Origin of the sequence: Ralstonia sp. 22086 (assembly GCF_052045975.1) — a bacterium.
In the GTDB taxonomy this organism is placed as follows: Bacteria; Pseudomonadota; Gammaproteobacteria; order Burkholderiales; family Burkholderiaceae; genus Ralstonia; species Ralstonia wenshanensis.
Window position 1 is genome coordinate 1,258,566 of sequence record NZ_JBQEPZ010000001.1, and the last position, 23,798, is coordinate 1,282,363.

Below are 23,798 nucleotides of genomic sequence, written 5' to 3' on the forward strand. Positions count from 1 at the left end.
GTTTTTCCCTTCCCTGATTTGTTGTCGTGCCCCGCTTCAGGACGCGTATCGATATTCAACGACGCTGAGGCTCGCGGGTGGGCCGATTGTAGCCAAGCCCACTGCGTTGCAGCGTTAACGTCGTCTTAACAAAGCAGGCAACAAAAAACCCCGCGGGCTCGCACCCACGGGGTTTTTTTGTTTGGAACAGCCATCCCGGAGGATGGCCGGGCCAGGGCCGGTGCGGCAAATTACATCATGCCGTCCATGCCGCCCATGCCACCCATGCCGCCCGGCATTGCCGGAGCTGCATCGTCCTTCGGCAGTTCTGCCACGGCGCAATCCGTGGTCAGCATCAGCGAAGCAACCGAAGCGGCGTTCTGCAGCGCGGTGCGGGTCACCTTGGTCGGGTCCAGCACGCCCATTTCCACCAGGTCACCGTACTCGCCGGTGGCGGCGTTGTAGCCGTAGTTGCCCTTGCCTTCGATCACCTTCGACACCACAACCGAAGCCTCGTCGCCAGCGTTGGTGACGATCTGGCGCAGCGGCTCTTCCATGGCGCGCAGCACGATCTTGATGCCGGCGTCTTGATCAGGGTTGGAACCCTTCAGACCGGAGATCAGTGCACGGGCGCGCAGCAGTGCAACACCGCCGCCAGCCACGATGCCTTCTTCCACGGCAGCGCGCGTTGCGTGCAGCGCATCTTCCACGCGGGCCTTCTTTTCCTTCATTTCGACTTCAGTGGCAGCGCCAACCTTGATCACGGCAACACCGCCGGCCAGCTTGGCCACGCGCTCTTGCAGCTTCTCACGGTCGTAGTCCGAAGTCGCTTCTTCGATCTGGGCACGCACTTGCTTCACGCGGGCTTCGATGTTGCGGGCGTCGCCTGCGCCATCGATGATCGTGGTGTTTTCCTTGCCGATTTCAACGCGCTTGGCTTGGCCCAGGTCGTTCAGGGTTGCCTTTTCCAGGGTCAGGCCGACTTCTTCAGCGATGACTTGGCCGCCCGTCAGGATGGCGATGTCTTCCAGCATGGCCTTGCGGCGGTCGCCGAAGCCCGGAGCCTTGACGGCGGCGGTCTTCAGGATGCCACGAATGTTGTTGACCACCAGCGTTGCCAGGGCTTCGCCTTCGACGTCTTCAGCAATGATCAGCAGCGGACGGCCAGCCTTGGCCACTTGCTCCAGCACCGGCAGCAGGTCGCGGATGTTGCTGATCTTCTTGTCGAACAGCAGCACGAACGGGTTGTCCAGCTGGACAACTTGCTTTTCCGGGTTGTTGATGAAGTACGGCGACAGGTAGCCGCGGTCGAACTGCATGCCTTCCACGACGTCCAGCTCGTCGGCCAGCGACTTGCCGTCTTCCACGGTGATCACGCCTTCCTTGCCAACCTTGTCCATGGCTTCAGCGATGCGCTGGCCGATGGATTCATCGCTGTTGGCCGAGATGGCGCCAACTTGGGCGATTTCCTTGCTGGTGGTGGTCGGCTTGCTGATCTTCTTCAGCTCTTCGACGGCGGCCGTCACAGCCTTGTCGATGCCGCGCTTCAGGTCCATCGGGTTCATGCCGGCGGCAACGTACTTCATGCCTTCGCGCACGATCGACTGGGCCAGCACCGTTGCGGTGGTGGTGCCGTCACCGGCGTTGTCGCTGGTCTTGGAAGCGACTTCCTTGACCATTTGCGCGCCCATGTTCTGCAGCTTGTCCTTCAGCTCGATTTCCTTGGCGACCGACACACCGTCCTTGGTCACGGTCGGGCCACCGAAGCTGCGCTCCAGCACCACGTTACGGCCCTTCGGGCCCAGGGTCACCTTGACTGCGTTGGCGAGAATGTTCACGCCTTCGACCATCTTGGCACGTGCGGCGTCGCCGAACACTACGTCTTTAGCTGCCATCTTGAGAATCTCCGAAATCTTTGGATGTTGCCCGCGCGCTCAGTCAGCGGCGCCGGCAATGAGGATTGGGTTACAGGTAAGCGATGCGACAGAGCGCGTGCTTACTTTTGCACCACGGCCATGATGTCTTCTTCGCGCATGACCAGGACTTCCTGACCATCCACCTTGACGCCCTGGCCGGCGTACTTGCCGAACAGCACGCGGTCGCCGACCTTCACGTCCAGCGCGATCGCATTGCCCTTGTCGTCTTTCTTGCCCGGGCCGACGGCCAGCACTTCGCCTTGATCCGGCTTTTCAGCGGCGGCGTCAGGAATGACGATGCCCGAAGCGGTCTTGGTTTCGTTGTCCAGGCGCTTCACGATCACGCGGTCGTGCAAAGGACGCAGGTTCATACACAACTCCTCAATGCAAAGTGAGTGTTTATTCACAAAACGCGCCGCAGAACGCGGCGCATCGGGAAAGCATCGGGGACCGGAGGCGTTGTTAGCACTCCTGCCCGGCGAGTGCTAATTATAGGGACGGGGTATGACGATTTCAAGAACGGGCGCTGAAATTCATGTCGAGATGTCGATGACAGCAAGCGCTCCCGGTGACCACCCAGCTTGCCGATCGGTGTTCATCCCTTGGCTCCTTGGGCAATGGCAGTGTTGGTAGCAATTGCAGGCTCGCGGGCCAGTTCAATGAAGGCCCGCACGTAGTCAATGGCGGTGTCCGCTTCGCGTGCGCCCAGGAAGATTTGCTTGGCGATGCCGCGCGCGCCCAGCCGCACGGGCACCACGTCGATCTTGGCCGCGTATTCCTCGACCAGCCAGCGCGGCAGGGCGGCCACGCCGCGGCCGCTGGCCACCATCTGCAGCATGATGTCGGTGGTTTCGATGGCTTTGTGGCGCCTGGGCGTTACACCGGCCGGCAACAGGAACTGGCTGTATATGTCCAGGCGCTCGATGTCCACGGGGTAGCTGATGAGCACTTCCCCGGTCAACTGCTGGGGTTTCACATAGGCCGCCGAAGCCAGGGCATGGCCCCGGGCCACGACCAGCACCTGCTCGTAGTCGAATACGGGTTCGAACTTCAGCCCCGGCTTGAACAACGGGTCCGGCGTGACCAGCAGGTCGATCTCGTAGCCGAACAACGCACCGATCCCGCCGAACTGAAACTTCTGCTTGACGTCCACATCCACGTCGGGCCATGCGGCCAGATAGGGAGACACCACTTTGAGCAGCCACTGGTAGCAGGGATGGCATTCCATGCCGATACGCAGCGCCCCGCGCTCGCCCTGCGCGAATTGGCCGAGGCGCTCTTCGGCCAAGTCCAGTTGCGGCAGCACCCGGTTCGCCACGGCCAACAGATATTGGCCGGCCTGCGTTAGGCGCAGGCTTCGTCCTTCGCGCAGCCAAATGTCGGTGCCCAGCTGAAGCTCTAGTTTCTTCATGCTGTGGCTCAGGGCCGACTGGGTCAGGTTCAGTACGCCTGCGGCGGCCGTCAACGACCCTTGCTTCTCGACCTGCTGAACGATGCTGAGGTGGATGCGCTCAAGCATTCACATGATTCCTATTCATGAATTTGTGAAATAAAACCATTTTACTTCATTGATCCACATCAATACCATGCGTTCCGATTGTTCGATCGCAGCCATCTGAAAGCAAAAATGACACGTCCACTTCGAGTAGTAGCGGTTTCCGGCGGACTGCAACGCCCCTCCAAGGCTGCAGCCCTGGCAGAGCACCTGCTGGATCTGATCGCCGACGAGGTTCCGTGCCAACAACGCCTGATCGAACTGGGCCAACTCGCACCACAGCTTGCCGGCGCGGTCTGGCGATCCCAACTGCCCGATACGGTGGAGCGGGAGCTCGCGGCGGTCGAGCAAGCTGACGTCCTGGTGGTGGCAACGCCGGTCTACCGCGGCTCTTACACCGGGCTGTTCAAGCATTTCTTCGACTTCATTCACCAGGACGCCCTGATCGACAAACCCGTTCTGTTGGCAGCCACCGGCGGCAGTGAGCGCCATGCCCTGGTGATCGACCACCAGTTGCGGCCGCTGTTCAGCTTTTTCCAGGCACGCACGTTGCCGCTGGGCGTCTACGCGACCGACAAGGATTTCGTGGATTACCGCCTGCAGGACGAGGCCCTGACTGAGCGGGCAAGACTGGCCGTCCAACGGGCATTGCCGTTGGTCGAATTGACGCACAACGCCAGGTCGTCTCTGGCCGATGCGGTGGTTGTGGCCTGAAACACGAATTGGCTTTTCTCTCCGAAATTAGGTCACTGGATCACAATGAACCAAGAACTCACCTTTAGCCTCAAAAGCATTTGTTTCGATGAAAACTATCAGCCATCGGACAGCACTCGCATCACCACAAACTTTGCCAACCTGGCCCGCGGAAAGAATCGGCAGCAGAACCTGCGCAACACACTGCGGATGATTGACAATCGCTTCAATGATTTGGCGCATTGGGACAATCCCACGGGAGATCGCTACGCTGTCGAACTCGAGATCATCTCTGTCGAGATGAACCTTGACGCCCAAAGCAGCAACGATGTATTTCCGCTGATCGAGATACTGAAAACCAGCATTCTCGACAGGACAACGAACAAGCGCATCGACGGCATCGCGGGAAACAATTTTTCTTCCTACGTGCGCGATTACGACTTCAGCGTCCTGCTTCCGGAGTACAACGCCCATCGAGCGGAATTCAGCACTCCAGACGATTTTGGCGACTTGCATGGCAAGCTGTTCCAGCAATTTGTCAACTCGCGCGCTTACAAGGAGCGCTTCAGCAAGCCGCCTGTCATCTGCATCAGCGCCTCGACCAGCAAGACCTATCGGCGGACCGGGAACCAGCATCCCGTACTGGGTGTGGAGTACCAACAGAATGCACTGTCCTCAACTGACCAGTATTTCGCAAAGATGGGGATGCAGGTTCGGTTTTTCATGCCGCCGAATGGCGTTGCACCCTTGGCTTTCTACTTTCAAGGCGACCTGCTGGGTGATTACACGAATCTCGAATTGATCGGCACCATCAGCACCATGGAGACCTTTCAAAAGATTTATCGTCCGGAAATTTACAACGCCAATGCTGCAGCAGGAAAACTCTATCAACCGAGCCTGAAGCATCAGGATTACTCGGTGACGCAGATTGTCTATGACCGGGAAGAACGCAGCCAGTTGGCTGTCAAACAAGGGAAGTTTGCAGAGGAGCATTTCATCAAGCCCTATAAGCGCGTCCTTGAACAATGGGCGACCGATTTCGCGCTCTGACTGGCCAAAATACATGGGCCATTCTTCCGACATCTCGTTGACCAGGCTTGCCGAAGCGAATGACCCTGTCTAGCGGCACTCGCATCGGCGCTGCCGGCAGTCCTGCCCCACATAACACACCATCCCGCGGCTGCTCTGGCAAAACGGTCCCGAAGCACGTTTGCCACACCCATCTTTCTTGAAAGGAATCCTCCGATGTTTGAAACCTCCATCGCCGGCAGCCTGCCGAAGCCTGCCTGGCTGGCTGAAACCAACAAACTCTGGCCTCAGTGGAGGGCTGAAGGCGATGCGCTGCTCCAGGCCAAGGCCGACGCGACGCTGCTGTGGATCAAAGCCCAGGAAGACGCGGGCCTGGACATCGTGTGCGACGGCGAGCAATCGCGCCAGCACTTCGTGCACGGCTTCCTCGAGCAGGTCGAGGGCATCGACTTCGAGCACAAGGTGAAGATGGGCATCCGCGACAACCGCTACGACGCGATGGTGCCGCAGGTGGTTTCTGCCCTGCGCCTGAAGGGCCGCGTGCACGCTTTCGAAGCCCAGCTGGCGCGCGCCCACACGAAGAAGAAGCTGAAGTTTACGCTGCCCGGCCCCATGACCATTGTCGACACCGTGGCAGACCGCTTCTACGGCGACAAGGTCAAGATGGCCTTCGCGTTTGCGGAATTGCTCAACCAGGAAGCGCTCGCACTGCAAGCCGATGGCGTGGACATCATCCAGTTCGACGAACCCGCGTTCAATGTCTACATGAAGGACGCCGCTGACTGGGGCGTGCAGGCGCTCGAGCGCGCGGCGCAGGGCTTGACCTGTACGACGGCGGTGCACATCTGCTACGGCTACGGCATCAAGGCCAATACCGACTGGAAGCGCACCCTGGGCGACGAATGGCGTCAGTACGAGGCGGTATTCCCTGCGCTTGCCCGCAGCCGCATCGACCAGGTGAGCCTGGAATGCATCCACTCCCATGTGCCGCCCGACCTGATGAAGTTGCTGGTCGGCAAGGACGTGCTGGTCGGCGTGATCGATGTGGCCAGCGACGTGGTCGAGACACCTGAGGAAGTGGCTGACACCATCGGCCGGGCGCTGGCGTTCGTGCCGAAGGAGCGACTGTTCCCGTGCACGAACTGCGGCCTGGCGCCGATGGCGCGGGACGTGGCGTGGCGCAAGCTGGAAGCGCTGGCAGAAGGCACGAGACTGGCCAAGGAGCGGCTTGCTAAGGCGTAACGTCCGCCCGGTCATCGCGACCGGTCATCCGCCTCAAACGGGCTGCCTTGCCGGCTGACGATGCGCACATCGGTAAAGAGGTGCCAGCGGATGCGGTCGATCTGCGGCAGTTCAAGCAGGCAGTGGAGCGGCTGGATGAACATGTTCCACAGCCGCAGCTAGAAGGCTTCCGGGTCCACCGATTCGGTCACCTCGTCTTTGCAGATAACGAGGCGGCCCGGCATGACGTCTTGCATGCAGGAGGTCTCGAACTCCTGGCGCGAGATATTTGGAAGCACCCCACCAGCGACAAACAGACCGGGTGCCGCCGACAACCATCTAGCGACAACCATGCCCGACTAACCACCGACAATTGCCCCGACCGACCGGCAACGATGATTGACGGTAAACCGGCCTCGGTGAAACTCGCAGACTGGCTATAGCAACGGCTTTTCGCGCCGCCTGCAAGGCGGCGGTGTGGGCTCCGCCGCCTTGCCGGTTTACATCCAGGCACCCTATTTAAGCGTGCTTGCATCCGCCCACTGGTAACCCAGGCCAGTGATGCCGCTCACTAGGCTCTGGAAATCCTGGAACGCGTTGGAAGCAGCCGTGCCTGACATATCGGAGTCCAGCCAGAACGGGTGAAAGAAGAACGAGGCAAAACCGTCGCGCACCACCCGAGCATATTGAGCATTCAGGTAAATATCTTGCCAAGTGTAGGTCAGGCACGAGAACGGATCGATATTGCAGATGTTGTATTCGATGTTGCCCAGGTTTTCAGGAATGATGCGTTGGCCGTAGTAATCGGAATAGATCACGTACGGAAAGAACTGCCCGACCGCAAACGCATGGTTGTTGGCCGTTGAATTGAGCGTGTACAGATCGCCATTGCTACAAATGGTATTGGTATTGGTGACGCTACTCGTGGTGTTGTTGGTGCAGGCGAAATACACCACGCGCTGGTACGTTGAGTTGAAGCGTGGCGGCACTGCAGCGATCGACAGCGGCGACGATTCGTAGTGTGGGGCTTCCCACGCAAACGGCTTGTAACCGTTATTGGTGAACTGCTGGAGGCCCGCATCCAGCCGCCCTCCAGCCCACTGAAGTGAGTCGTCGTCGGTCGGGGTATTGGCGGTCGCATACCAGAACTCGAAATCATTGCCACTCACTGCGTTGTCGATATTGGGAATGTTCTCGTACTGATGCGTGTAGCCGTGCATCATCACCTTACCCCCGCGCTTGAGCGCGTAGTTGATTGCAGATTTCAACCCGGTCGCGTTAGCGAGCGTAATCGTCTCCGGCACGCCGTTGTTGTAGTACCCGTTCGGGTCTGTATAGACGGGGATGGTCGCCATCGAAAACGGAATGTGCTTGCTGTACAGATAGTCCGTGAGCTTCTTCATCGAACTGGTACTCGTATAAGCGTTCATGTCTTCAAAGCGCACCATGGCCCGGTGGGTGTACGCCGTTGACGCGCTGTCCCCCAGAATGTCGTGCAACAGATCACAAAACGCCAGGTAGCGGTCACGCGGGCCGATATATGAAAACGGTTGATCGGCGAAATACCAGAAGTTGCCCGAGCGAACCACATAGGGCGCAACCGCCCCGCTCTGGCTGTCAGTGATGTTCACTAGCACCTGTGCTTTGGTGGCGTCCGTCACCTGCGTGATGCCGATGTCCGGGTCAGCGCTGACGGCACCTGTCGTGGCATTGAAGCTGTAGTACTTCACCATCGACATGCCCTTGTACGTCACGGTATCGAAGAATCCCGGATTCGGATTGCTCGACGACGGATAGACGTTGCCGTTGAAGCCGAAGACCTGGTCGAAGGCTATTCCGAATTTCTGGGTGAAGGTCGGATTGGTGTAATCGACCGTGTCCCAAGCCAGTTCCCACAGGTTGTACTTGAACCACACCACCGTGGAGGTGGTCGACATTACGTCCTTGAGGAACGCGGCGGGGATGGTGTTGTTGTAGTAATCGCCCAGATAGAACGTGGCCTGGTTGGCTTGCACCGAGCCAGCGGTGTAGTTCTGGATCGGCACCAGACTGACCGTCGTATTCCAGTGCCCGAGCAGGTTACGCAGCATGATTGCGTAGGCAAACCCCAGATTGCTGTAGGGGTCGTTTGGCGGTGCGTCATACAGCACCAGCACCTTCAAGGTCGTTGCGGCCTGCGCCGATGGCATCGTGATCGGCCGATACACGATAAGAAGACTGAGCGCGAGTAGGCACGCCAGGATGACTTTTTTCATGATCGTGCCCCTTAGTCGACCCAGACCTTGCCGTCCTGGCGATGTACCGACGCCGGAGAGGCGATCGTGCCGCCCGTGCTATGGCCGTGCTCTGCCTCACGCATGAGCGAACGCGGCATGCCCGGCACGATCACCGTCGGCACACTCGGGCGCGGCGGCGGGACCACCTTGCCGTTCTGCATATGCGGCGGGTTCAAGCCGGCATTGTTGGGTACGCTTGTCGGCCCCGCCGCCTCTGCTGTCCCCACAAGCCCGATCACGGCTACCAGCAGGCCCGTGCATGCCCACGCTGGCGCGCAATGTTTGGATGTCATGATTTGTCCCCTTGACCAAACGTGCCTCCCTCACCTCAGGGAAGCGCTCGTCCCGGTTTTCCAAACACTGCCGCAACAACGAGATTTGACGGCCCTCGTGCCATTCCCTCTCGATGCCACTTGTCGAACGTTCTGACCGCGCTATGTAAAGGGCTGATGGCGCTGAGGTCGTATGAGCCGTGCAAAAATCACACCAAGTCGGCTAAAGGCTCGAACGCACTACACCTGAGCGCTTTGGCGATGGCGCTTCTTCAAAAAAAACGCCGAAACGGATTCAACCGTGAAACAGGCTGGCCTGAGTCGCCCCGGAGGTCGAAAATTCGGAGTTCAGACAGTGGAATGCGACTGTTTGAGGGCCGCATGCCGCCCGCAGAGTTTCGACGCTGGCTATTGGCCTTCCATTCTCGATCCACTAGAACCGGTATCCAACATTCAGGCTGAAGACGACCGGCTTCACGTTGATCTGCGTCTTGTTGACGGCCAGCACTTGGCCTTCCTGGCTGCGCAGCGTGATGGTGGATGTAGTCTTCAAAGGCAGATAGGCGACGGTACCGACAAGCGTCCAGTTCGGGGCGAACTCGTACGACATGCCGATGTTGGCTACGGGCGCCCAGGAACTGGAGGTCGCTGCTGACACTTTGGCGGGGCCGGTCGGGATCTGGCCCATGCCCAACTGCAGGACTTGGCCGAGGTTCTGCATGGCGCTGACGAAATTCGAGTTCAGGCGCAGTTGGGTGAAGAAGTTGTAGCTGACGCCCGCGCCAATGAACGGGCGCAGCCTGCTCTGCGCGGTGCCGAAGTAGTACTGCCCAATGAGCGCCGGGTTCCACGCACGGGCAGATGCAACGGGGTTGTTCTTAGGCAGCCCCAGATCAATGAGCGTTAGATTTCCAAGCCCCGGCACGGGCGCCACGACCTTGCCGCGGCCGTAGATGTTCGTGGTGGGCGGGATGCCGCCGACCGCCGTGACGGCCCAGTTGTCGTTAACGAAATACGTCTGCGTGAGCGACAGCGTGGTTGAGCTGCCCGTCTTGGCACTGGTGCCAGGCGATTCATAGGTGCCCAGGCCGAGCGCGCTGGTCGAGGTGGACAGCGGCGTTGACGAATCCGTGGGTTGAATATGAAGCACCCCAACCGAAAGCACGTTGCGCCCGCGGATGTAGCGGTCAAAGAAGCTGCCATCGCTGGCGGTCTGCGCCTCGTTGGATTGGGCATGCGCCACGGGCGCTGCCATTGCGATGGCGGCTGCCACGGCAAAAAAAGAACGAGCGGGGGCGAAGCGCAGAGTGAAGTGCGCCATGGTGTGTCTCCTGTTTTGAAATCGTTGTATTGGCTAAGGCAGGCTGGGGCGTGACGGACTAGGGAGGCGCGCCTCCGTCTGGCGAGATAGAAAACGAAAACGGGAATCGGCCAAGGACCGCTGCCACGCCGTCGTGCGATGCTGGGTCACGCAGGCCGGCACGTACCGAGATGCCGGTGGTCTTGTCTTCGTCCAGCACGAGGCGCACGCCCTCGATGCCTGCCTCGCGCAGTGCGCAGTGCAAGGCATCGGCGGTTTCCATGCGCTTGAGCGCGGGCTTGAAGATCTTGCCCACCGCCGTGAGCGGCATGGCATCAACGATGTGGATCTGCTTTGGCTGCGCGGCGCGCTCAAGGATTGTCTGGCGGACGAAGTCGGCAAGTTCTTCGCGGCTGGCTGTGGCGCCGGGCTTGAGCTGGACGTACGCCACGGGCAGCTCGCCGGCATGTGCATCGGGTCGCCCGATGGCCGCCGCGATCTGGACAGCCGGGTGCCGGTGCAGCGGCTCTTCAATGGTGGCCGGATCAATATTGTGGCCGCCGCGGATGATGAGCTCCTTCTTTCTGCCGGTCAGCCAGAAGTAGCCGTCATGGTCCATGCGGCCGAGATCACCCGTGTTGAGCCACGCCCGGCCATCGCCCAGGTCGATCCACAGGCCCTTGTTGTGCTCAGGTTGCACGTAGCCGCTAAATACGTTCGGGCCCGAGATGACGAGGACACCAGGTTCATCCGTACCGCAATCACGCACATACCGGCCGTCTTCACCGAGCACTACGGCCTTCATGCGCTGGCCCGGTACGCGCAGGCCAATAGAGCCGAGTCGCCGGTCGCCCAGCGGTGGGTTGACGCTGCTCACGCACGTACCTTCGGTCAGGCCGTAGCCCTCCAGAATCTTGACGCCGGTGCGCTGCTGGAACGTGCGGAAGACTTCGACGGGCATGGGTGCCGCGCCGCACAGGCCGTACTGCAGCGAGCTGATGTCGCGCTTGCCAACGGGCACATCGAGCAATGCTGCATAAAGCGTTGGCACGGCGCTGAAGAAGTTGATGCGGTGGCGCTCGACGATCTCCCAGAAGCGGGGGACGACGCCTTCGCCGCGGTACCCCTGGGGGGTGCCGAGCACCACGTGCGCCCCCTTGGAGAACGGCAGAAGCCCGGTCGCCAGCACCGCGTTCACATGAAACAGCGGCAGCCCGCAGAAGATCGTTTTGCCAGGGCCGACGCTGTTGCCCAGGAACTGGCCTGCGGCCCACGCATTGGCTACCTCGTTGCCATGGCTGCGCATGGCAATCTTGGGCAGGCCGGTGGTGCCGCCTGTGCAGAAATATGAAGAGGTATCCCCCGCCTTGAAGACGCGCGGAAACGCCAGCGTTGCGCCAGATTCACGCGCCATCGCCGTGCCGAAGTCGTGCAAGTGGATATGTCGCGGCACGGCGGCGCGCACACCTTCCCGGCCATACAGCCGCTTGCATTCCCGGCGCTGCACGAGCCGCGCCATCCAGCCCTTGGGCCCGCGCACGCGGTCGGCCAGGTTGACGAGCACCAGATGCTCCAGCGATGGCACCTCGCCCAGAATGCGCTGCACCTTCGGCCACAGATCGGTGCCCGGAAACGGCGCAAGCGTGACCAGCACGCGCGCGCCGGCAGCCTTGAGCAGATCGGCAATGGCGGGCCCTTCAAGCAGCGGGTTGATGGCGCAGACCGTGCCTGCTGCCTCACCACCCCAGATCACGAAATGTGTTTCGGGCAGATTCGGCAGCACGTAGGCCACCACTTCATCGCGGCGAATACCGAGCCGCGTCAACAGGTTGGCCGTGCGCGTGATGTCTCGCACCAGCTCGTGATACGTCCACGTCTGCGCCTTGCGATGATCTGCCGCGCGCAGGAAGAACGAGAGCGCCGGAGCAGACGGATTGATGGCGGCGCCGCGCCGGATCATCTCGTACGTACTGGTCGGTAGGTCTGCGGGCATTCCCCGCGCTTCAATGGCGAGGATGTCGCTCTGGTTTGCAATGCCGTTCATGCTGCGTCTTCCACCACGCGGTTGCGCTGCGTGCCGAGGTCGATCTCGCTGTCTGCGCTGAAGATGCGCGCTTCGACAACGTCGCCGGGCTTCAGGTATTGCGGGCGCGCAGCCTGCACCTTCATGAACATCCGCCACTTGGTAACTTCCGGCAACAGCGCGGCGATGCGCTGCTTCGCGGGGGACGGAACGCTCAGCGCGCAGCCGGCGGGTGTGCCCGTGGCGATCAGGTCGCCGGTGTGCAGATCATGAACGCCCGACAACTCGGTCAAGGTCTCTGCGGGGCCGTGAACCAGGTTGGCGGTGCAGTCGCTCTGCCGCGTCACGCCGTTGACGGTCAGCCTGAGTTGCAGGTCGCGCAGCCGGCCAAAGTCGCGCGGCTGCAGCAGACACAGATACGGGCCTACCGGGCCGAACGTGCGATAGCTCTTCCCCTTGTAGAACTGCATCTGCGGAATCTGGATGTCGCGCGCCGAGTAGTCGTTCACGATGACGATGCCGGCTACGTACTCGTGCAGGTTGGCGTCGGTTACCGGCTGGCGCGTTGTTACCTCGCGTTTCATGACGAGGCCGAGTTCGATCTCATAGTCGAGAAACTGCACGTGTCGTGGCCGCACAAGATCCGAAGTGGCCGAAACAATGCAGCCCGGTGCCTTGGTGAACACCATGTTGAAGTGCTTGGCGTCCGGATTCATGCCCGACTCGATCATGTGCTGCCGATAGTTCGCACCCAGACAGATGAACTGCTGGTTGCGCGTGACCGGCGAGAGGATCTCAACCTCCGACACCTTGATGGCGTGGCCGGCCAATCCGGACAGCGCCTCGACCGTGTTGGACTGGAGAAAGGCGGAGGTGGTCGGATACTCCCCCGGGACGGGCGTGATCATGCCGGCGCGGATCACTCCCCACTGGGCGCGACCCTGGTATCGGTAATGCAGAACATTCAATGTCATGGCGTATCGGGGCTGTCGGTAAATGAAGCGGGGTTACGCGAAGAGCTTGGCCAGCGTGCGCAGCTTGCCGACTGTCAGGTCGGGGCTGTTCCGCAGGTTCTTCAGCAGGGCGACAAGCTTGGAGAGGGAGAGCTTGGGTTTCGTAAAGCTGCGCGGCATGACCGGACCCCATTGCGACATCGCTTCGCGGCTCACGGCGTGGATGCCGGTCGGCTGGTCGGCGGTGAACATATCGCCGTCGCAGTAGTGTTCGTGCTTGTCGCCCCAGGGGTCTTGCCAGTAGTCGAAGATCTGGCTGCCCAGGATGTGCCGGCCGATGCCCCACGCATGCTTCCAGCCGCGTTCGCGCAGGATGCGCTGCCCCATGCCGATGGCATCGGCGTCGATCACTTCAAATGCGCTGTGGCTGTAGATGGGCGCGAAGCCCTGGGCGAGCGCGAGCGTGTGGTGATCGGCAGGCGTTGCGCCCAGGTCGAGCCGCATGAACGCCACCGCCGGTGAGCCATCGGGCAGCACCTGCACATCGCTGGGAATGAAGCCAAAGTGCTGTGTGTACCAAGCGCTCGTGGCCTGGTAGTCGGCCACTTCCAGCACGACGTGGCCCAGGCGGATGACCTCCTGCGGCTTCGCCTGAACGCGCTGCGTGTCATTCACCCGAACAATGCTGTCAGCCGTGTTGAGCGCCATGGCCGAACGGTGCGGCAGCGTGCCGCTGGGCGCCTGGCCCCAGACGGCGTCGACGCGAAAGCCAGACGGATCACGCAGGCGTACGCTCAGTCCGCCGCCCGGTGCGGTGATGGGCTCCACGGCTGACGCACCCGGCACGCGGGCCAGCGATTCCAGGTCTTTGCTGTCGGCAACACGCAAGCCGAATCCGACAAAGCGGTCTGTATCTGCCTTGTGGACGACGTAGCAGAACGGGGCGGCACTGGTGCCTCGCATGAACAGCCGTTCGTCATCGCGCGCCACGGTGTGCAGACCGAAGTCGGTCAGGAACTGCTCTGCCTTGGTCAGGTCTGGCCGCTCGAAAATCAGGTAAGCGAGTTCGATCGCCTTGGTGGTCGGGTTCGGGTGGCGGGCAGGTTGGGCAGTCGTGAGTTTCATGGTGAGACCTCAAGCGGCGCGTGCGGCGGGTGCCAGGGAAGACGCCTGCCCGGCCGATGCGCCGAGCAATGCGAGGCTTTCTCGTACAAGGCGCGCGGCGTCCTGTGCCGGGCCGTCATGGACGATGGTGCGATCGGGGCGGACGACAGCGGCCCAGCCAAAGGGCACCGAACGCGGCAGGAAAACCCCTTCCAGGTCTTCCCACGACTCGCCTTGCGCCACGTGCAGGCGCTGGCCGCGATGCGTGATGCGGAACACCTTGCCGCCGGCGGCGGCAAACGTGTTGGCCGTGTCGGCATCCAGTTGTGTGCTGACGTCTTGGCCAAAGCCGATCAACGCGAGCGCGCCGCCGAATACGTCATCGCTCAGTTGAGCCGTGCCATCGCTGCCGCGGACCCAGCCTTGGGCAAGCACGGCGCCACGGCGCAACCGGGAACCACCTTTTCCATTGACGAACAGGCCCCGTGCGAACGCGTTCTTCGGCTTGATGCCGAGTTCTTCGAGCTGGGTACGCAACGGGGGAACCATGCGCACAAAGCGCATGAGCCCGTGCGTGAGCAACGCAACGCCGGCGTTGCGCGGCATCACGAGCTTGCCCATGAACTTCGCGAGATTGATCATCGCCTTCGCATGCGGGCGGCGTTCGCGATCGTACGAATCAAGAATGCCCGGCGCCGCGCGGCCCTGGACGACCCATGCCAGCTTCCAGCAGAGATTGGCCACATCCCGCAGACCAGCAACAAGCCCCTGTCCAACGAAGGGCGGCGTAATGTGCGCTGCGTCTCCGGCAAGAAAGACACGCCCCCTGCTGAACGTATCGACCACGCGCGCGTGGAAGCGATAGACGGCCTTGCGCTCGATGACGATGTCGTCGACGTTGCACCAAGGCTTGAGCAAGGTGCGGATGCGTTCGTCCGATTCCATTTCGGCGCGCGTCTCACCGGGACTGAGCATGAACTCCCAGCGTTCGCGGCCGCCCGGGGCTGTCATGTGAGGCGTCGGGCGGCGATGGTTGCAGAGGAACTCAACGTGGTCGATCGGGCTCGGCACGTTGCGCGCATCGACGATGAGCCAGTCTTCGGCAAACGTCTTGCCCTTGAAGGCCTGGCCGATCAACCCGCGAACGACGGAGCTGGCGCCGTCTGCGCCGATGACGTAGCGCGCACGCACGCGATGCGTCTGTCCGCAAGCCAACGCGACTGAGGCGACGACGTGGTCGTCGGCGGCCTCAAGCCCGTTGCACTCGGCGCCCAGCGCGGTGTGCACGCCGTCGTACTGCTGGAGCTGGCGCCGCAGGCTGCGCTCGAGATCGGGTTGGTAGAACGTGACGAGCTTTGGATGGCCATCGGCGCCGCCGAGCGTATTGACGCGTGCGAATTCGCCAAACACCGGCGAGCGCATACGCACAAACGGGATCGCGATGGTGTCGAGTTCGCGCTCGCCGATAGCCGCCATCTGCAGGATGCGCAGCGCTTCGTTGTCGAGTGCGATGGCGCGGGGCGCCATGAAGATCTCGGTGGATTTTTCCACGACCAGTACCCGTACGCCGTATCTGGCCAGCAGATTTGCCGCCATGGCGCCTACTGGGCCGAAACCCACGATCAGCACGTCGACTGCGGAAGGCAAATCGACCGCCTGAGTTGATCGAGGCGCGAACGGAAGCGCTTCCTGCGCCTCGTGTGCAGCTGTCTCCACGCGAACTCCTGTTCTTGTATCGCCCATGGGCTGGGCGTTTTCGATATTCAAATCATAACTGATAACTTTGTCAACTTTGATCAGGTTAAACTCTAACCCCCGCTTCATCGACTCGACTCCATGCCCCGGACTTCCCCGCCCCGCCCCGCCAAGGCCTCCAAATCCGCCACAGCGGCTACCGCGGCCGCACGAGCCGCCACCGTCGTTGAAGAAAAGGAGCCACGTGGAGCGCGTCGCAAACGCGAGACACGGTCGCGCCTGTTAGAGGCAGCGCTCAAGTTGATGGCCGAGAAGGGAATGGAGGGCGTTGCGATCAACGAGATCACCGAGGCCGCGGATGTCGGCTTTGGCTCGTTCTACAACCACTTCGAATCGAAAGAGGCGATCTACCTGGCGCTGACGGACTGGGTGTTCGAGGAGTTCGCAGACACGCTGGACCGGATTGCCGGCGGCCTTGCCGACCCTGCCGAAGTGATTGCCGTATCCGTGCGGCACACGCTGCTACGCGCGCGACGTGAGCCGGTGTGGGGGCAATTCCTGATTCGCGAAGGATTCTCGCCGCGCATCCTCAGCCGTGGGCTTGGCCAGCGGCTGCTTCGCGACATCGGGCGGGGCGTGGCGGCACGTCGGTTTGACGCACCCGATCCATTGATGAGCCTGATTTCCGTTGGCGGCACCGTCCTCGCCGCCGTGGCTGTAGGCGTGCAGATCGATGCGCAATCGGAGCCGGCAGCCACGCTGCTGAAAGACCTAGCCCCCAATGAAAGCGATCTTCCGGAACGGGCGGCATCCGCGCTGCTGCGCATGCTCGGATTGAGCCACACAGAAGCCGAAGAGATTGCGCATCGCCCATTGCCAAAGATGGGCGCAAACGCCGAGGTTTTACAAGCGCAACCGTAGAAGACCCTGCGAACTTATACGGCAGAACGGTCCCGCTTACGACCGGTGCCGGGACGATGGTGGCGCGCAACCTTACTAGGTTGCCGGAGGAGCCTTTAGCTCAGTCGCGATCTGCTCGAACAGCTTCGATGTCCAGTCCGGCGGAAAGTTGAGCGGCGCGAGGATCGGCTTGCTCACGATCGCCACGTCCGTGTTCGACTCGTTCAGCCGATGCAGCCATATCGCAATGCGTTCGCCCCAGCTCCACAAGGAGATGCCGTGGGAGACAACAATGCGCCCTGCCGCCGGGTCACTTTCCACGAGTTCGAGTTTCTGCGCTTTCGCCGCAGCAAGTGTGGCAGCGTAGACCGAGTTGTAGGGTGCCGCGTAGACCCGATGCACACTTTCTTGCTGCGACGCCTTGACGGACTCGGTCGACGCGCAGCCGCTCAGCGTCGCCGCAAGCATGATGGGGATAAGCCAGCCTCGCATGACAATCTCCGTGAACAACCCGCTTGCATCTTGCTTCCCAGCGCGACGCAAGCAGTGGATGAGCGCCATGCGTTTGTCACGCACGCCGTCCCTTTCATGCTAGGCGGCTGTTCTGCTCATCCGTTGAGATAGCTCAAGATTCGCGCGCCATTCGATTTGTCATTGGGGGCGACAGCACAACCGACACCTGGATCGCCAATACGGGCGTGGACGACAGCGCTACTTCACCGGTGTCAGGATCGGCGCGCCTTTCTTCTTGATCAGGAACACCACAAACTTGGCTGGCTGCGTGGCGCTGGCGTTGCGCCCGACGGTGTGGACATCGTTGGGACCTTCGTGGAACGTATCGCCGGCCTTGAGCGTGACCTCCTTGCCGCCGTTCAAACTCATGACGATGCTGCCTTCGAGCACATAGACAAAGGCGTGCGCGTCATGACGATGCACGGGGTCGACCGCGCCCGGCGGATAGTCCACCACGATCATCTCGGCCTCCTTGCCCGGGAACTCGGGCAACGCTTCCGAGCGCAACGGCGTCACGCTTGCTTCTGGCGCCGCCTTGACCAACTGCGCCATCAGCAGGCACGAACACACCACGGCTGCAGCGAAGCACACTGGATTTTTCATGGCATTACTCCAGGTGGGCCTTGTCCAGGCCGAATGCCTTGTCCGACGAACCGGGCACCATGCGGAACGCCACGTTCAGCCGGTTCCAGCTGTTGATCGCGCCCACCAAGAAGGTCAGATCGGCCAGCTCCTTTTCGGAGTACTGGGCGCGCACGCTGTCGTAAATGTCGTCCGACACGCCCAAGGCGGGAATCTGGGTCAGCACTTCAGCCCACGCCAGCGCAGCACGCTCGCGCGGCGAGAACAGCGTCGACTCCCGCCAGATCGCCACGTGGTACAGGCGCAGTTCACGCTCGCCGTGGATCTTCGCCATCTTGACGTGCATGTCGACGCAGAATGCGCAGCCGTTGATTTGCGACACGCGCAGTTCGACAAGCTCACGGATGTACGTCTCGATTGTGGTTTTCTGAAGCAGCGTGTTGAGTTCCACGAGCTTCTTGCTCAGTTCCGGGGATTGCTGAAAGTAGTTGAGGCGTTGCGTCATGAAGCGCTCCAGTGGAGAAGACCGAGTGGTCGTGCCCGGCAACGGCGAGATGCGCCGCCCTGGGCTTGTTGTTTGGGATATGTCAGCCGCTGATCAACGGTCTTTTGCCTGCGTGCCAAGCCATTGATCGAGACCGATGCGACCGATTCGAGCCTCGCCGAGCGGCACGAGCGACAGTTCCTCGACCAGGCCGCCGTAGTACCGCGCGTCGGGATCGGTCACCACTTGGCGTGCGTCGCCGATGGATTCCAGATAGCGCGCGATGATCTGGGCGAAGGGCGCGCGGTCCGGTCCGGCAATGTCGACCGTGCCGTTCAGCGGTGCCGCGAGTGCCACCTGAGCGAGGATTGCCGCAATATCGTCCGCCGCGATCGGCTGGAACAGGCCGTCGCCCACGCGTACCGTGCCTGCGACCGTGCTGAAGTCGGCAATGCCGCCGATGAACTCCATGAACTGCGTTGCACGCACGATCGTGTACGGCACGCCGGCCGCTTCGATGGCTTCTTCCTGCGCCACTTTGGCAGTGAAATAGGCGTTGTCCGCCATCCGATCCGTGCCGACGATGGACAGCGCAACGTGATGGCGCACACCCGCGGCAACTTCTGCCTTGCCAAGATTGCGCGCCGAGCTGCGGAAGAAGTCGAGCACCGCTTGCGGCTCCCACGACGGTGCATTCGTCACATCAACAACGACATCCGCGTCGGTGAGTGCGTCGCTCAGGCCCTCGCCCGTTACGGAGTTGACGCCGTTGCGCGGCGAGGCGGCAAGCACCGCATGTCCTGCTTCGCTGAGCAGCGTGACAACACGTGAGCCGATCAGGCCCGAACCACCGATGACGACAATCTTCATGGCAACTTCTCCGGATGAGAGTCAGTGAACGCACAAGGTGCTGGAGGGGCGCGGCGCCGTCCGAACATGTCGCTGTCGTCGCATCGCTTGAGGCCAGTGTGGAACAATCACGCCCTATAAATAAGGGCCAAGAATTGTCGAAATGACTAGTCCAAGTCGTTTCCACCTCTCTTGCAGACGAGGCCGCCATGACCGCTCCCACACCCGCGCTGACCATCGAAATCGATCGGCAAGAGGCATTGCCCGTCTATCAGCAGATTTGCGAGCGCTTCAGGACGGCGATCGCGGCTGGGCATCTGCGCCCCGGCGATCGCGTGCCCGCATTGCGGGGCCTGGCGGCACAACTGAACACGGCGCGCGGCACCGTCGAGTTGGCCTATACGATCCTTGTTGATGAGGGCTACCTGCAGATGCGCGGGGCGGCCGGCACGTTTGTGTCGCCGTCGCTGCCGGCCGCGGTGGTGCGCTCATCACGTCGGGCCGCGGCGGAAGATGCAAGCGGCAAGCGGGACGTGGGAAAAAAGCGCGCACAAAAGATGTCCGACGCGTCAGATCGGATGCCGCAAACCCCCGCGCGCCCATTGACAATCGCCGTCGCAATGAGCGGCGAGCCGCGCCCGTTGCAACCCGGCCTGCCCGCGCTGGACGCCTTTCCGCGCAAGGTATGGAATCGGCTCGTATCGCGCCGCGCGCGCAGCGGCGAACGTGCCGTGCTTGCGTACCCCGATCCGGCTGGCTACCGGCCGCTGCGCGAACACATCGCCACCTATCTCGGGCTGGCACGCGGCGTCACCTGCTTGCCCGAGCAGGTGTTCGTCACCGGCGGCTATCGCGCAACGCTGGAACTCGTGCTGCGCAGTCTCGCGCAACCGAACGATCGCGTATGGTTTGAAGACCCTGGCTACCTGCTGGCGCGCAGCTTTCTTGCCGAAACGGGCATCCAACTTGTGCCGGTGCCGGTGGATGAAGAAGGCCTCAACGTCGAACGCGGTATCGCACTGGACGCGCAAGCGCGCTTTGCGTTGGTGACGCCGTCTCATCAGAGCCCGCTGGGGCACACGCTTTCGCTCGCCAGACGCATGGCGCTGCTGGATTGGGCCGAGAAAGGGTCTCGCTGGATTGTTGAAGACGACTACGACAGCGAGTTCCGTTATCAAGGCCGGCCATTGCCGGCATTGAAGAGCCTTGACCGCCATGATCACGTTATCTATTGCGGCACGTTCAGCAAGATGATGTTTCCCGGTTTGCGGCTCGCGTATGCGGTCGTGCCGGAGCGCGCCATCGAGCGCGTCGGGCGGGTGGCGTGCAGCATGAACGCCGGCTCGCCAACCCTGTTGCAGGCGGCCGTTGCAGATTTCATGGACGAAGGACATTTCGCGCGCCATGTAAAGCGCATGCGTGCGTTGTACGCGCAGCGCCGCATGCTGATCGCGCACGCGCTGGAGCATGCGTTCGGCCCGCGATTGCGCGTCGAATTGCCGCCCGGCGGCGTCCAGTTCGCGGTGCACCTCACCGACGGGACAGCCGGGCCGGTCGACGATGTGTCCGTTGCCGCGCGTGCGCGTGAGGCCGGGCTCGCCGTGCTGCCACTTTCAATTTGGTACGCGAATGGTCGGACACCCCATGTGCCGCGCGGTCTTGTGATCGGCTTCGCCAACATTGCCGATGCAGGTGAAGCGGCCCGACTCGCTCAAACGTTGCGTACGTGCTTGCCTGACTGACACGATGGTTCCGCCCGGCTGGCCTGGGCATTCCCGCCCGTCCCGGGAATGCGTCAATCTGTTGTTATTGGCTGTAGCCACGCCGCTCTATGGCGGCTAGCACGTCCCACGTCTGCGGATCGACATCGCGGCCCCAGAGCGACATTGATACGTACGCATCAATCGCATCCATAAAGCCTTTGATAAAAGCCGGTGGGAACGCGTGTGTGGAGAGGTGCTGAAGCTGCTCACGCAGCATGCCCGGCCGGCATTGGCCGTGTGTGCACATGGCGGTGCGCGTGCGCTTGAGATACGCCTGCGCTGCGATGGCGCCGTTCAGGTAGGTGCGGTTTTTGGTGAGCCTGCCTGTGTCGGATGACGTGGGCGTGGGTGGTGCGGGTGGAGATGGGTAAGACGCGGGGCGGTGCCCGCTTTCGACAGGTGGCATGTCGGCCTCTCTAAGTTGCAGTGGAGGCACGCCATTCGTCGCCAGACGAGGGGTGGCGGGCCTGACGGCGGGGCTGGCGAACCGGCCCTTAGAGAACGACCGGCAGACCCGAAGGTCTCCCCGCCCGGCCCGCCATAAAAAACGCATGCGAGCAGGAGCGGACCATCGCTTGCGCGATAGCCTCTCTAAGAACTGCTATGCAGGTCGCCAAACCCGGCTGCCGTTGGTGCGGCAGCGGGATGGATTATAGCGATGGGAGCAGCGGCGAAAGTTGGATTATTGATTCACGCGCAGCGACAGTCGGAAGGTCACGCTCCACTCTCAGACAGTGGAGTGTCACCCTCAAACAGTCGAACTTCAGGGTCAAACACTGGCGTTCCACCGTTCGAGGGTCGGGCGTCAGTGTCAAAGCGTGGCCCTCCGACGGTTTGAGACTGGCGCCTGAAGCTCACACAGTGGAGCGTCACTGTCTGAAGATCGCCCTCCACGGTTCCAGAGTCGAGCTTCACTCTCCAACACTCGAACTCCACGGTCTGGGCCTCGTGCTCCGCGCTTGGATGCTGAGAGCGACGTAAGCGGTGGCATGGTCCCGCAGGCCGGCGATGTCGAGCTCGTATCGTGACTTCGCCGCCGCGATCGCCGGCTGAGCCGCATACAGGCGTGGCGGCATCTCGGCCGAATGGGAAAGGCCCGCAATAAAAGCGGCTCGCCGGACTGCAGTTCTTCTGTCTTGTGCCGATTACCAGCGGTGACGGCGTGCCGCGCGCGCGCCCCAGACCGACCGCGGTCTGCCCCGTCGAAAAGGCAGACATGCGGCCGGTCGTTGCGCCCAAGACCACGACATGCCCCTTCGCCCCCTTGCCCGACGGCTGGCCACATCGGCAGGCCACCATCCCTTTATCGTTGGTGCGCTGGGAACGCTGCTGACGTTGATTGTCCTGGCAATCAGTGCGCTGACACTGTGGGCCAACCGCGAAACGGCCATCGAGCACGCTAACGAAACCTCGCGGAATGTCGCCGCCGTTCTGGCAAGCCACATCTCGCGCACCGTTGAATCGGCGGATCAGTCTCTGCTGATGCTGATTGCCGCGCTCGACAAGCCCGGCATCCGGCAACTCGATCCAGAGGTACAGCACGACCTGCTTTTCAGCCAGACGGCCTCCGCCCGATATGTCACCGGCATGGGCGTGACCGACGACAAGGGCCGGCTCGTTGACGGTTGCTGCTCCTCGACGCACCACTGGGATTTCAGCGATCGGGATTACTTCATCGTCCAGCGCGACCACGCAAACGTTGGCCTTTATATCTCCGCCGTCTATAAGGCGCGCTCACGCGCAGGCGTGGAGGCCATTGCACTGAGCCGAAGGATGAACCGAGCCGACGGGACGTTCGCGGGCACCGCGCTGGTGGCAATCGACCTCGATTACTTCAAGCAGCTTCTTGGGAAGCTCGATGTCGGGCCGCGTGGCATCACGGCCATTGTCCGCACCGACGGAACGCTGGTGGCGAGAAATCCGCCTCCCGGCGCAGCCCGCACGCTCAATTTCAGCAAATCGTTGACGTTCCCGCGCATGGTGAATCAGGAATCCGGCTTCTACGTAGCACGGTCGGCCAGCGACGGCGTGCTGCGCCTCTATACATTCCAACGTGTGCCGGGCACACCCTTCATCGCCGTGGTGGCCCCGGCAATGAGCGATGCACTTGCACCCTGGCACCGGCTGTCGTGGATCGTCGGGTTGTCGTCGCTGTCGGTCAGCCTCGCCTTCTGCGCGGGCGTATGGCTGCTGGCTTTTGCACTGCGTGGGCGCGTGATGGCCGAAAGCCATCTGCGCGAGCTTACGCAAACCGACCCGCTGACCGGACTGAAGAACAGGCGCGCACTGGATGTCGCACTGGAAAACGAGTGGGACCGCCTGCAGCGCAATGACAGTCGACTATCTGTGCTGTTTGTCGATGCCGATCACTTCAAACGCTACAACGACGAGCACGGGCATGCCCAGGGCGACTCCGCGCTCCAGGTCCTCGCCAACTGCATTTCCAAGCATGCGCGACGGCGCGGCGACCTCGCAGCCCGATACGGCGGTGAAGAGTTCGTGGTGTTGTTGCCCGATACGGACGAAGCCGGCGCCACGCGGATCGCCGAAGCGATCCGCGCCGAAGTGGAAGGAACCCGCGCCGGCACCGGCAACACAGGCTTGGCCCCCTTCACGGTGAGCATCGGTTGCGCTACGGCGCGGCGCGCGAGCTTCGCGTCGCTGGACGCATTGACCAAGGCTGCGGACGATGCGCTCTACGAGGCCAAGCGCAAAGGCCGCAACCGCGTTGACTGTGCGACGGCTGCCTAG

22 protein-coding genes are annotated in these 23,798 nt (G+C 61.9%); 6 read left to right on the plus strand and 16 right to left on the minus strand.

Annotation, left to right across the window (positions count from 1 at the left end):
* Positions 1-230: 230 nt before the first annotated feature.
* The 3 genes from groL to ACTJK6_RS05925 all read right to left on the minus strand — a co-directional run bounded on the left by groL (position 231) and on the right by ACTJK6_RS05925 (position 3,414).
* Positions 231-1,874 (minus strand): chaperonin GroEL, encoded by a 1,644-nt coding sequence (groL, locus tag ACTJK6_RS05915; RefSeq protein WP_232042130.1) that lies wholly within the window; start codon positions 1,872-1,874, stop codon positions 231-233.
* A 101-nt stretch (positions 1,875-1,975) separates the two neighbouring features.
* Positions 1,976-2,266 (minus strand): co-chaperone GroES, encoded by a 291-nt coding sequence (gene groES, locus ACTJK6_RS05920; protein ID WP_009238929.1) that lies wholly within the window; start codon positions 2,264-2,266, stop codon positions 1,976-1,978.
* Positions 2,267-2,490: 224 nt separating this feature from the next.
* Positions 2,491-3,414: a LysR family transcriptional regulator gene (locus tag ACTJK6_RS05925; RefSeq protein WP_316868445.1), complete on the minus strand. Its 924-nt coding sequence runs from the start codon at positions 3,412-3,414 to the stop codon at positions 2,491-2,493.
* A 108-nt stretch (positions 3,415-3,522) separates the two neighbouring features.
* Between ACTJK6_RS05925 and msuE the strand changes: the two genes are divergently transcribed.
* From msuE to ACTJK6_RS05940, 3 genes are all read left to right on the plus strand, one after another.
* Positions 3,523-4,104, plus strand: coding sequence for an FMN reductase (msuE, locus tag ACTJK6_RS05930; RefSeq protein ID WP_440838790.1), 582 nt, complete (start codon positions 3,523-3,525; stop codon positions 4,102-4,104).
* Between the two features lie 45 nt (positions 4,105-4,149).
* Positions 4,150-5,133 (plus strand): DUF1852 domain-containing protein, encoded by a 984-nt coding sequence (locus ACTJK6_RS05935; RefSeq protein ID WP_343618924.1) that lies wholly within the window; start codon positions 4,150-4,152, stop codon positions 5,131-5,133.
* A 195-nt stretch (positions 5,134-5,328) separates the two neighbouring features.
* Entirely contained in the window at positions 5,329-6,354 is a 1,026-nt protein-coding gene (locus ACTJK6_RS05940; protein WP_440838527.1) for a methionine synthase, read from the plus strand.
* A gap of 11 nt (positions 6,355-6,365) precedes the next feature.
* Here ACTJK6_RS05940 and ACTJK6_RS05945 read toward each other — a convergent pair whose 3' ends face one another.
* The 8 genes from ACTJK6_RS05945 to ACTJK6_RS05980 form a co-directional block, all read right to left on the minus strand.
* Positions 6,366-6,497: a hypothetical protein gene (locus tag ACTJK6_RS05945; RefSeq protein WP_414560254.1), complete on the minus strand. Its 132-nt coding sequence runs from the start codon at positions 6,495-6,497 to the stop codon at positions 6,366-6,368.
* A 351-nt stretch (positions 6,498-6,848) separates the two neighbouring features.
* Positions 6,849-8,588 carry a DUF2334 domain-containing protein gene (locus ACTJK6_RS05950; RefSeq protein WP_440838528.1) on the minus strand — a complete coding sequence of 580 codons (1,740 nt, stop codon included), beginning with the start codon at positions 8,586-8,588 and terminating at the stop codon, positions 6,849-6,851.
* Positions 8,589-8,599: 11 nt separating this feature from the next.
* Positions 8,600-8,902, minus strand: a complete 303-nt coding sequence (locus tag ACTJK6_RS05955) for a hypothetical protein (RefSeq protein ID WP_294868013.1) — start codon at positions 8,900-8,902, stop codon at positions 8,600-8,602.
* A gap of 412 nt (positions 8,903-9,314) precedes the next feature.
* Entirely contained in the window at positions 9,315-10,202 is an 888-nt protein-coding gene (locus tag ACTJK6_RS05960) for an OmpW/AlkL family protein (protein ID WP_232042123.1), read from the minus strand.
* A 58-nt stretch (positions 10,203-10,260) separates the two neighbouring features.
* Positions 10,261-12,225: an acyl-CoA synthetase gene (locus ACTJK6_RS05965; RefSeq protein WP_440476606.1), complete on the minus strand. Its 1,965-nt coding sequence runs from the start codon at positions 12,223-12,225 to the stop codon at positions 10,261-10,263.
* A complete protein-coding gene (locus tag ACTJK6_RS05970) occupies positions 12,222-13,178 on the minus strand; it encodes a fumarylacetoacetate hydrolase family protein (protein ID WP_440076718.1) in 957 nt (318 codons plus the stop codon). The genes ACTJK6_RS05965 and ACTJK6_RS05970 overlap by 4 nt, the downstream gene beginning before the upstream one ends.
* Positions 13,179-13,211: 33 nt before the next feature.
* Complete coding sequence (locus ACTJK6_RS05975; protein WP_440076717.1) at positions 13,212-14,282, minus strand: VOC family protein; 1,071 nt, start codon at positions 14,280-14,282, stop codon at positions 13,212-13,214.
* Positions 14,283-14,291: 9 nt separating this feature from the next.
* Positions 14,292-15,977: a bifunctional 3-(3-hydroxy-phenyl)propionate/3-hydroxycinnamic acid hydroxylase gene (locus ACTJK6_RS05980; protein WP_440838529.1), complete on the minus strand. Its 1,686-nt coding sequence runs from the start codon at positions 15,975-15,977 to the stop codon at positions 14,292-14,294.
* Between the two features lie 120 nt (positions 15,978-16,097).
* On the opposite strand from ACTJK6_RS05980, the gene ACTJK6_RS05985 reads away from it, so the two are divergent.
* Positions 16,098-16,877 (plus strand): TetR/AcrR family transcriptional regulator, encoded by a 780-nt coding sequence (locus ACTJK6_RS05985; protein ID WP_316868435.1) that lies wholly within the window; start codon positions 16,098-16,100, stop codon positions 16,875-16,877.
* Positions 16,878-16,952: 75 nt separating this feature from the next.
* Here ACTJK6_RS05985 and ACTJK6_RS05990 read toward each other — a convergent pair whose 3' ends face one another.
* The 4 genes from ACTJK6_RS05990 to ACTJK6_RS06005 form a co-directional block, all read right to left on the minus strand.
* The gene (locus ACTJK6_RS05990) at positions 16,953-17,348 is read right to left on the minus strand and encodes a hypothetical protein (RefSeq protein ID WP_440838530.1); all 396 of its coding nucleotides are present in this window, start codon (positions 17,346-17,348) and stop codon (positions 16,953-16,955) included.
* A 219-nt stretch (positions 17,349-17,567) separates the two neighbouring features.
* Positions 17,568-17,972: a cupin domain-containing protein gene (locus tag ACTJK6_RS05995; RefSeq protein ID WP_440838531.1), complete on the minus strand. Its 405-nt coding sequence runs from the start codon at positions 17,970-17,972 to the stop codon at positions 17,568-17,570.
* Between the two features lie 4 nt (positions 17,973-17,976).
* A complete protein-coding gene (locus ACTJK6_RS06000) occupies positions 17,977-18,456 on the minus strand; it encodes a carboxymuconolactone decarboxylase family protein (RefSeq protein WP_322018993.1) in 480 nt (159 codons plus the stop codon).
* Between the two features lie 93 nt (positions 18,457-18,549).
* Positions 18,550-19,305, minus strand: a complete 756-nt coding sequence (locus ACTJK6_RS06005; protein WP_414560251.1) for an SDR family oxidoreductase — start codon at positions 19,303-19,305, stop codon at positions 18,550-18,552.
* A 188-nt stretch (positions 19,306-19,493) separates the two neighbouring features.
* On the opposite strand from ACTJK6_RS06005, the gene pdxR reads away from it, so the two are divergent.
* Complete coding sequence (gene pdxR / locus ACTJK6_RS06010; RefSeq protein ID WP_440838532.1) at positions 19,494-21,026, plus strand: MocR-like pyridoxine biosynthesis transcription factor PdxR; 1,533 nt, start codon at positions 19,494-19,496, stop codon at positions 21,024-21,026.
* Positions 21,027-21,090: 64 nt separating this feature from the next.
* Here the strand turns inward: pdxR and ACTJK6_RS06015 are convergent, their stop codons facing one another.
* Complete coding sequence (locus ACTJK6_RS06015; protein WP_440838533.1) at positions 21,091-21,453, minus strand: hypothetical protein; 363 nt, start codon at positions 21,451-21,453, stop codon at positions 21,091-21,093.
* Positions 21,454-22,295: 842 nt separating this feature from the next.
* On the opposite strand from ACTJK6_RS06015, the gene ACTJK6_RS06020 reads away from it, so the two are divergent.
* Entirely contained in the window at positions 22,296-23,798 is a 1,503-nt protein-coding gene (locus ACTJK6_RS06020; RefSeq protein ID WP_440838534.1) for a diguanylate cyclase, read from the plus strand.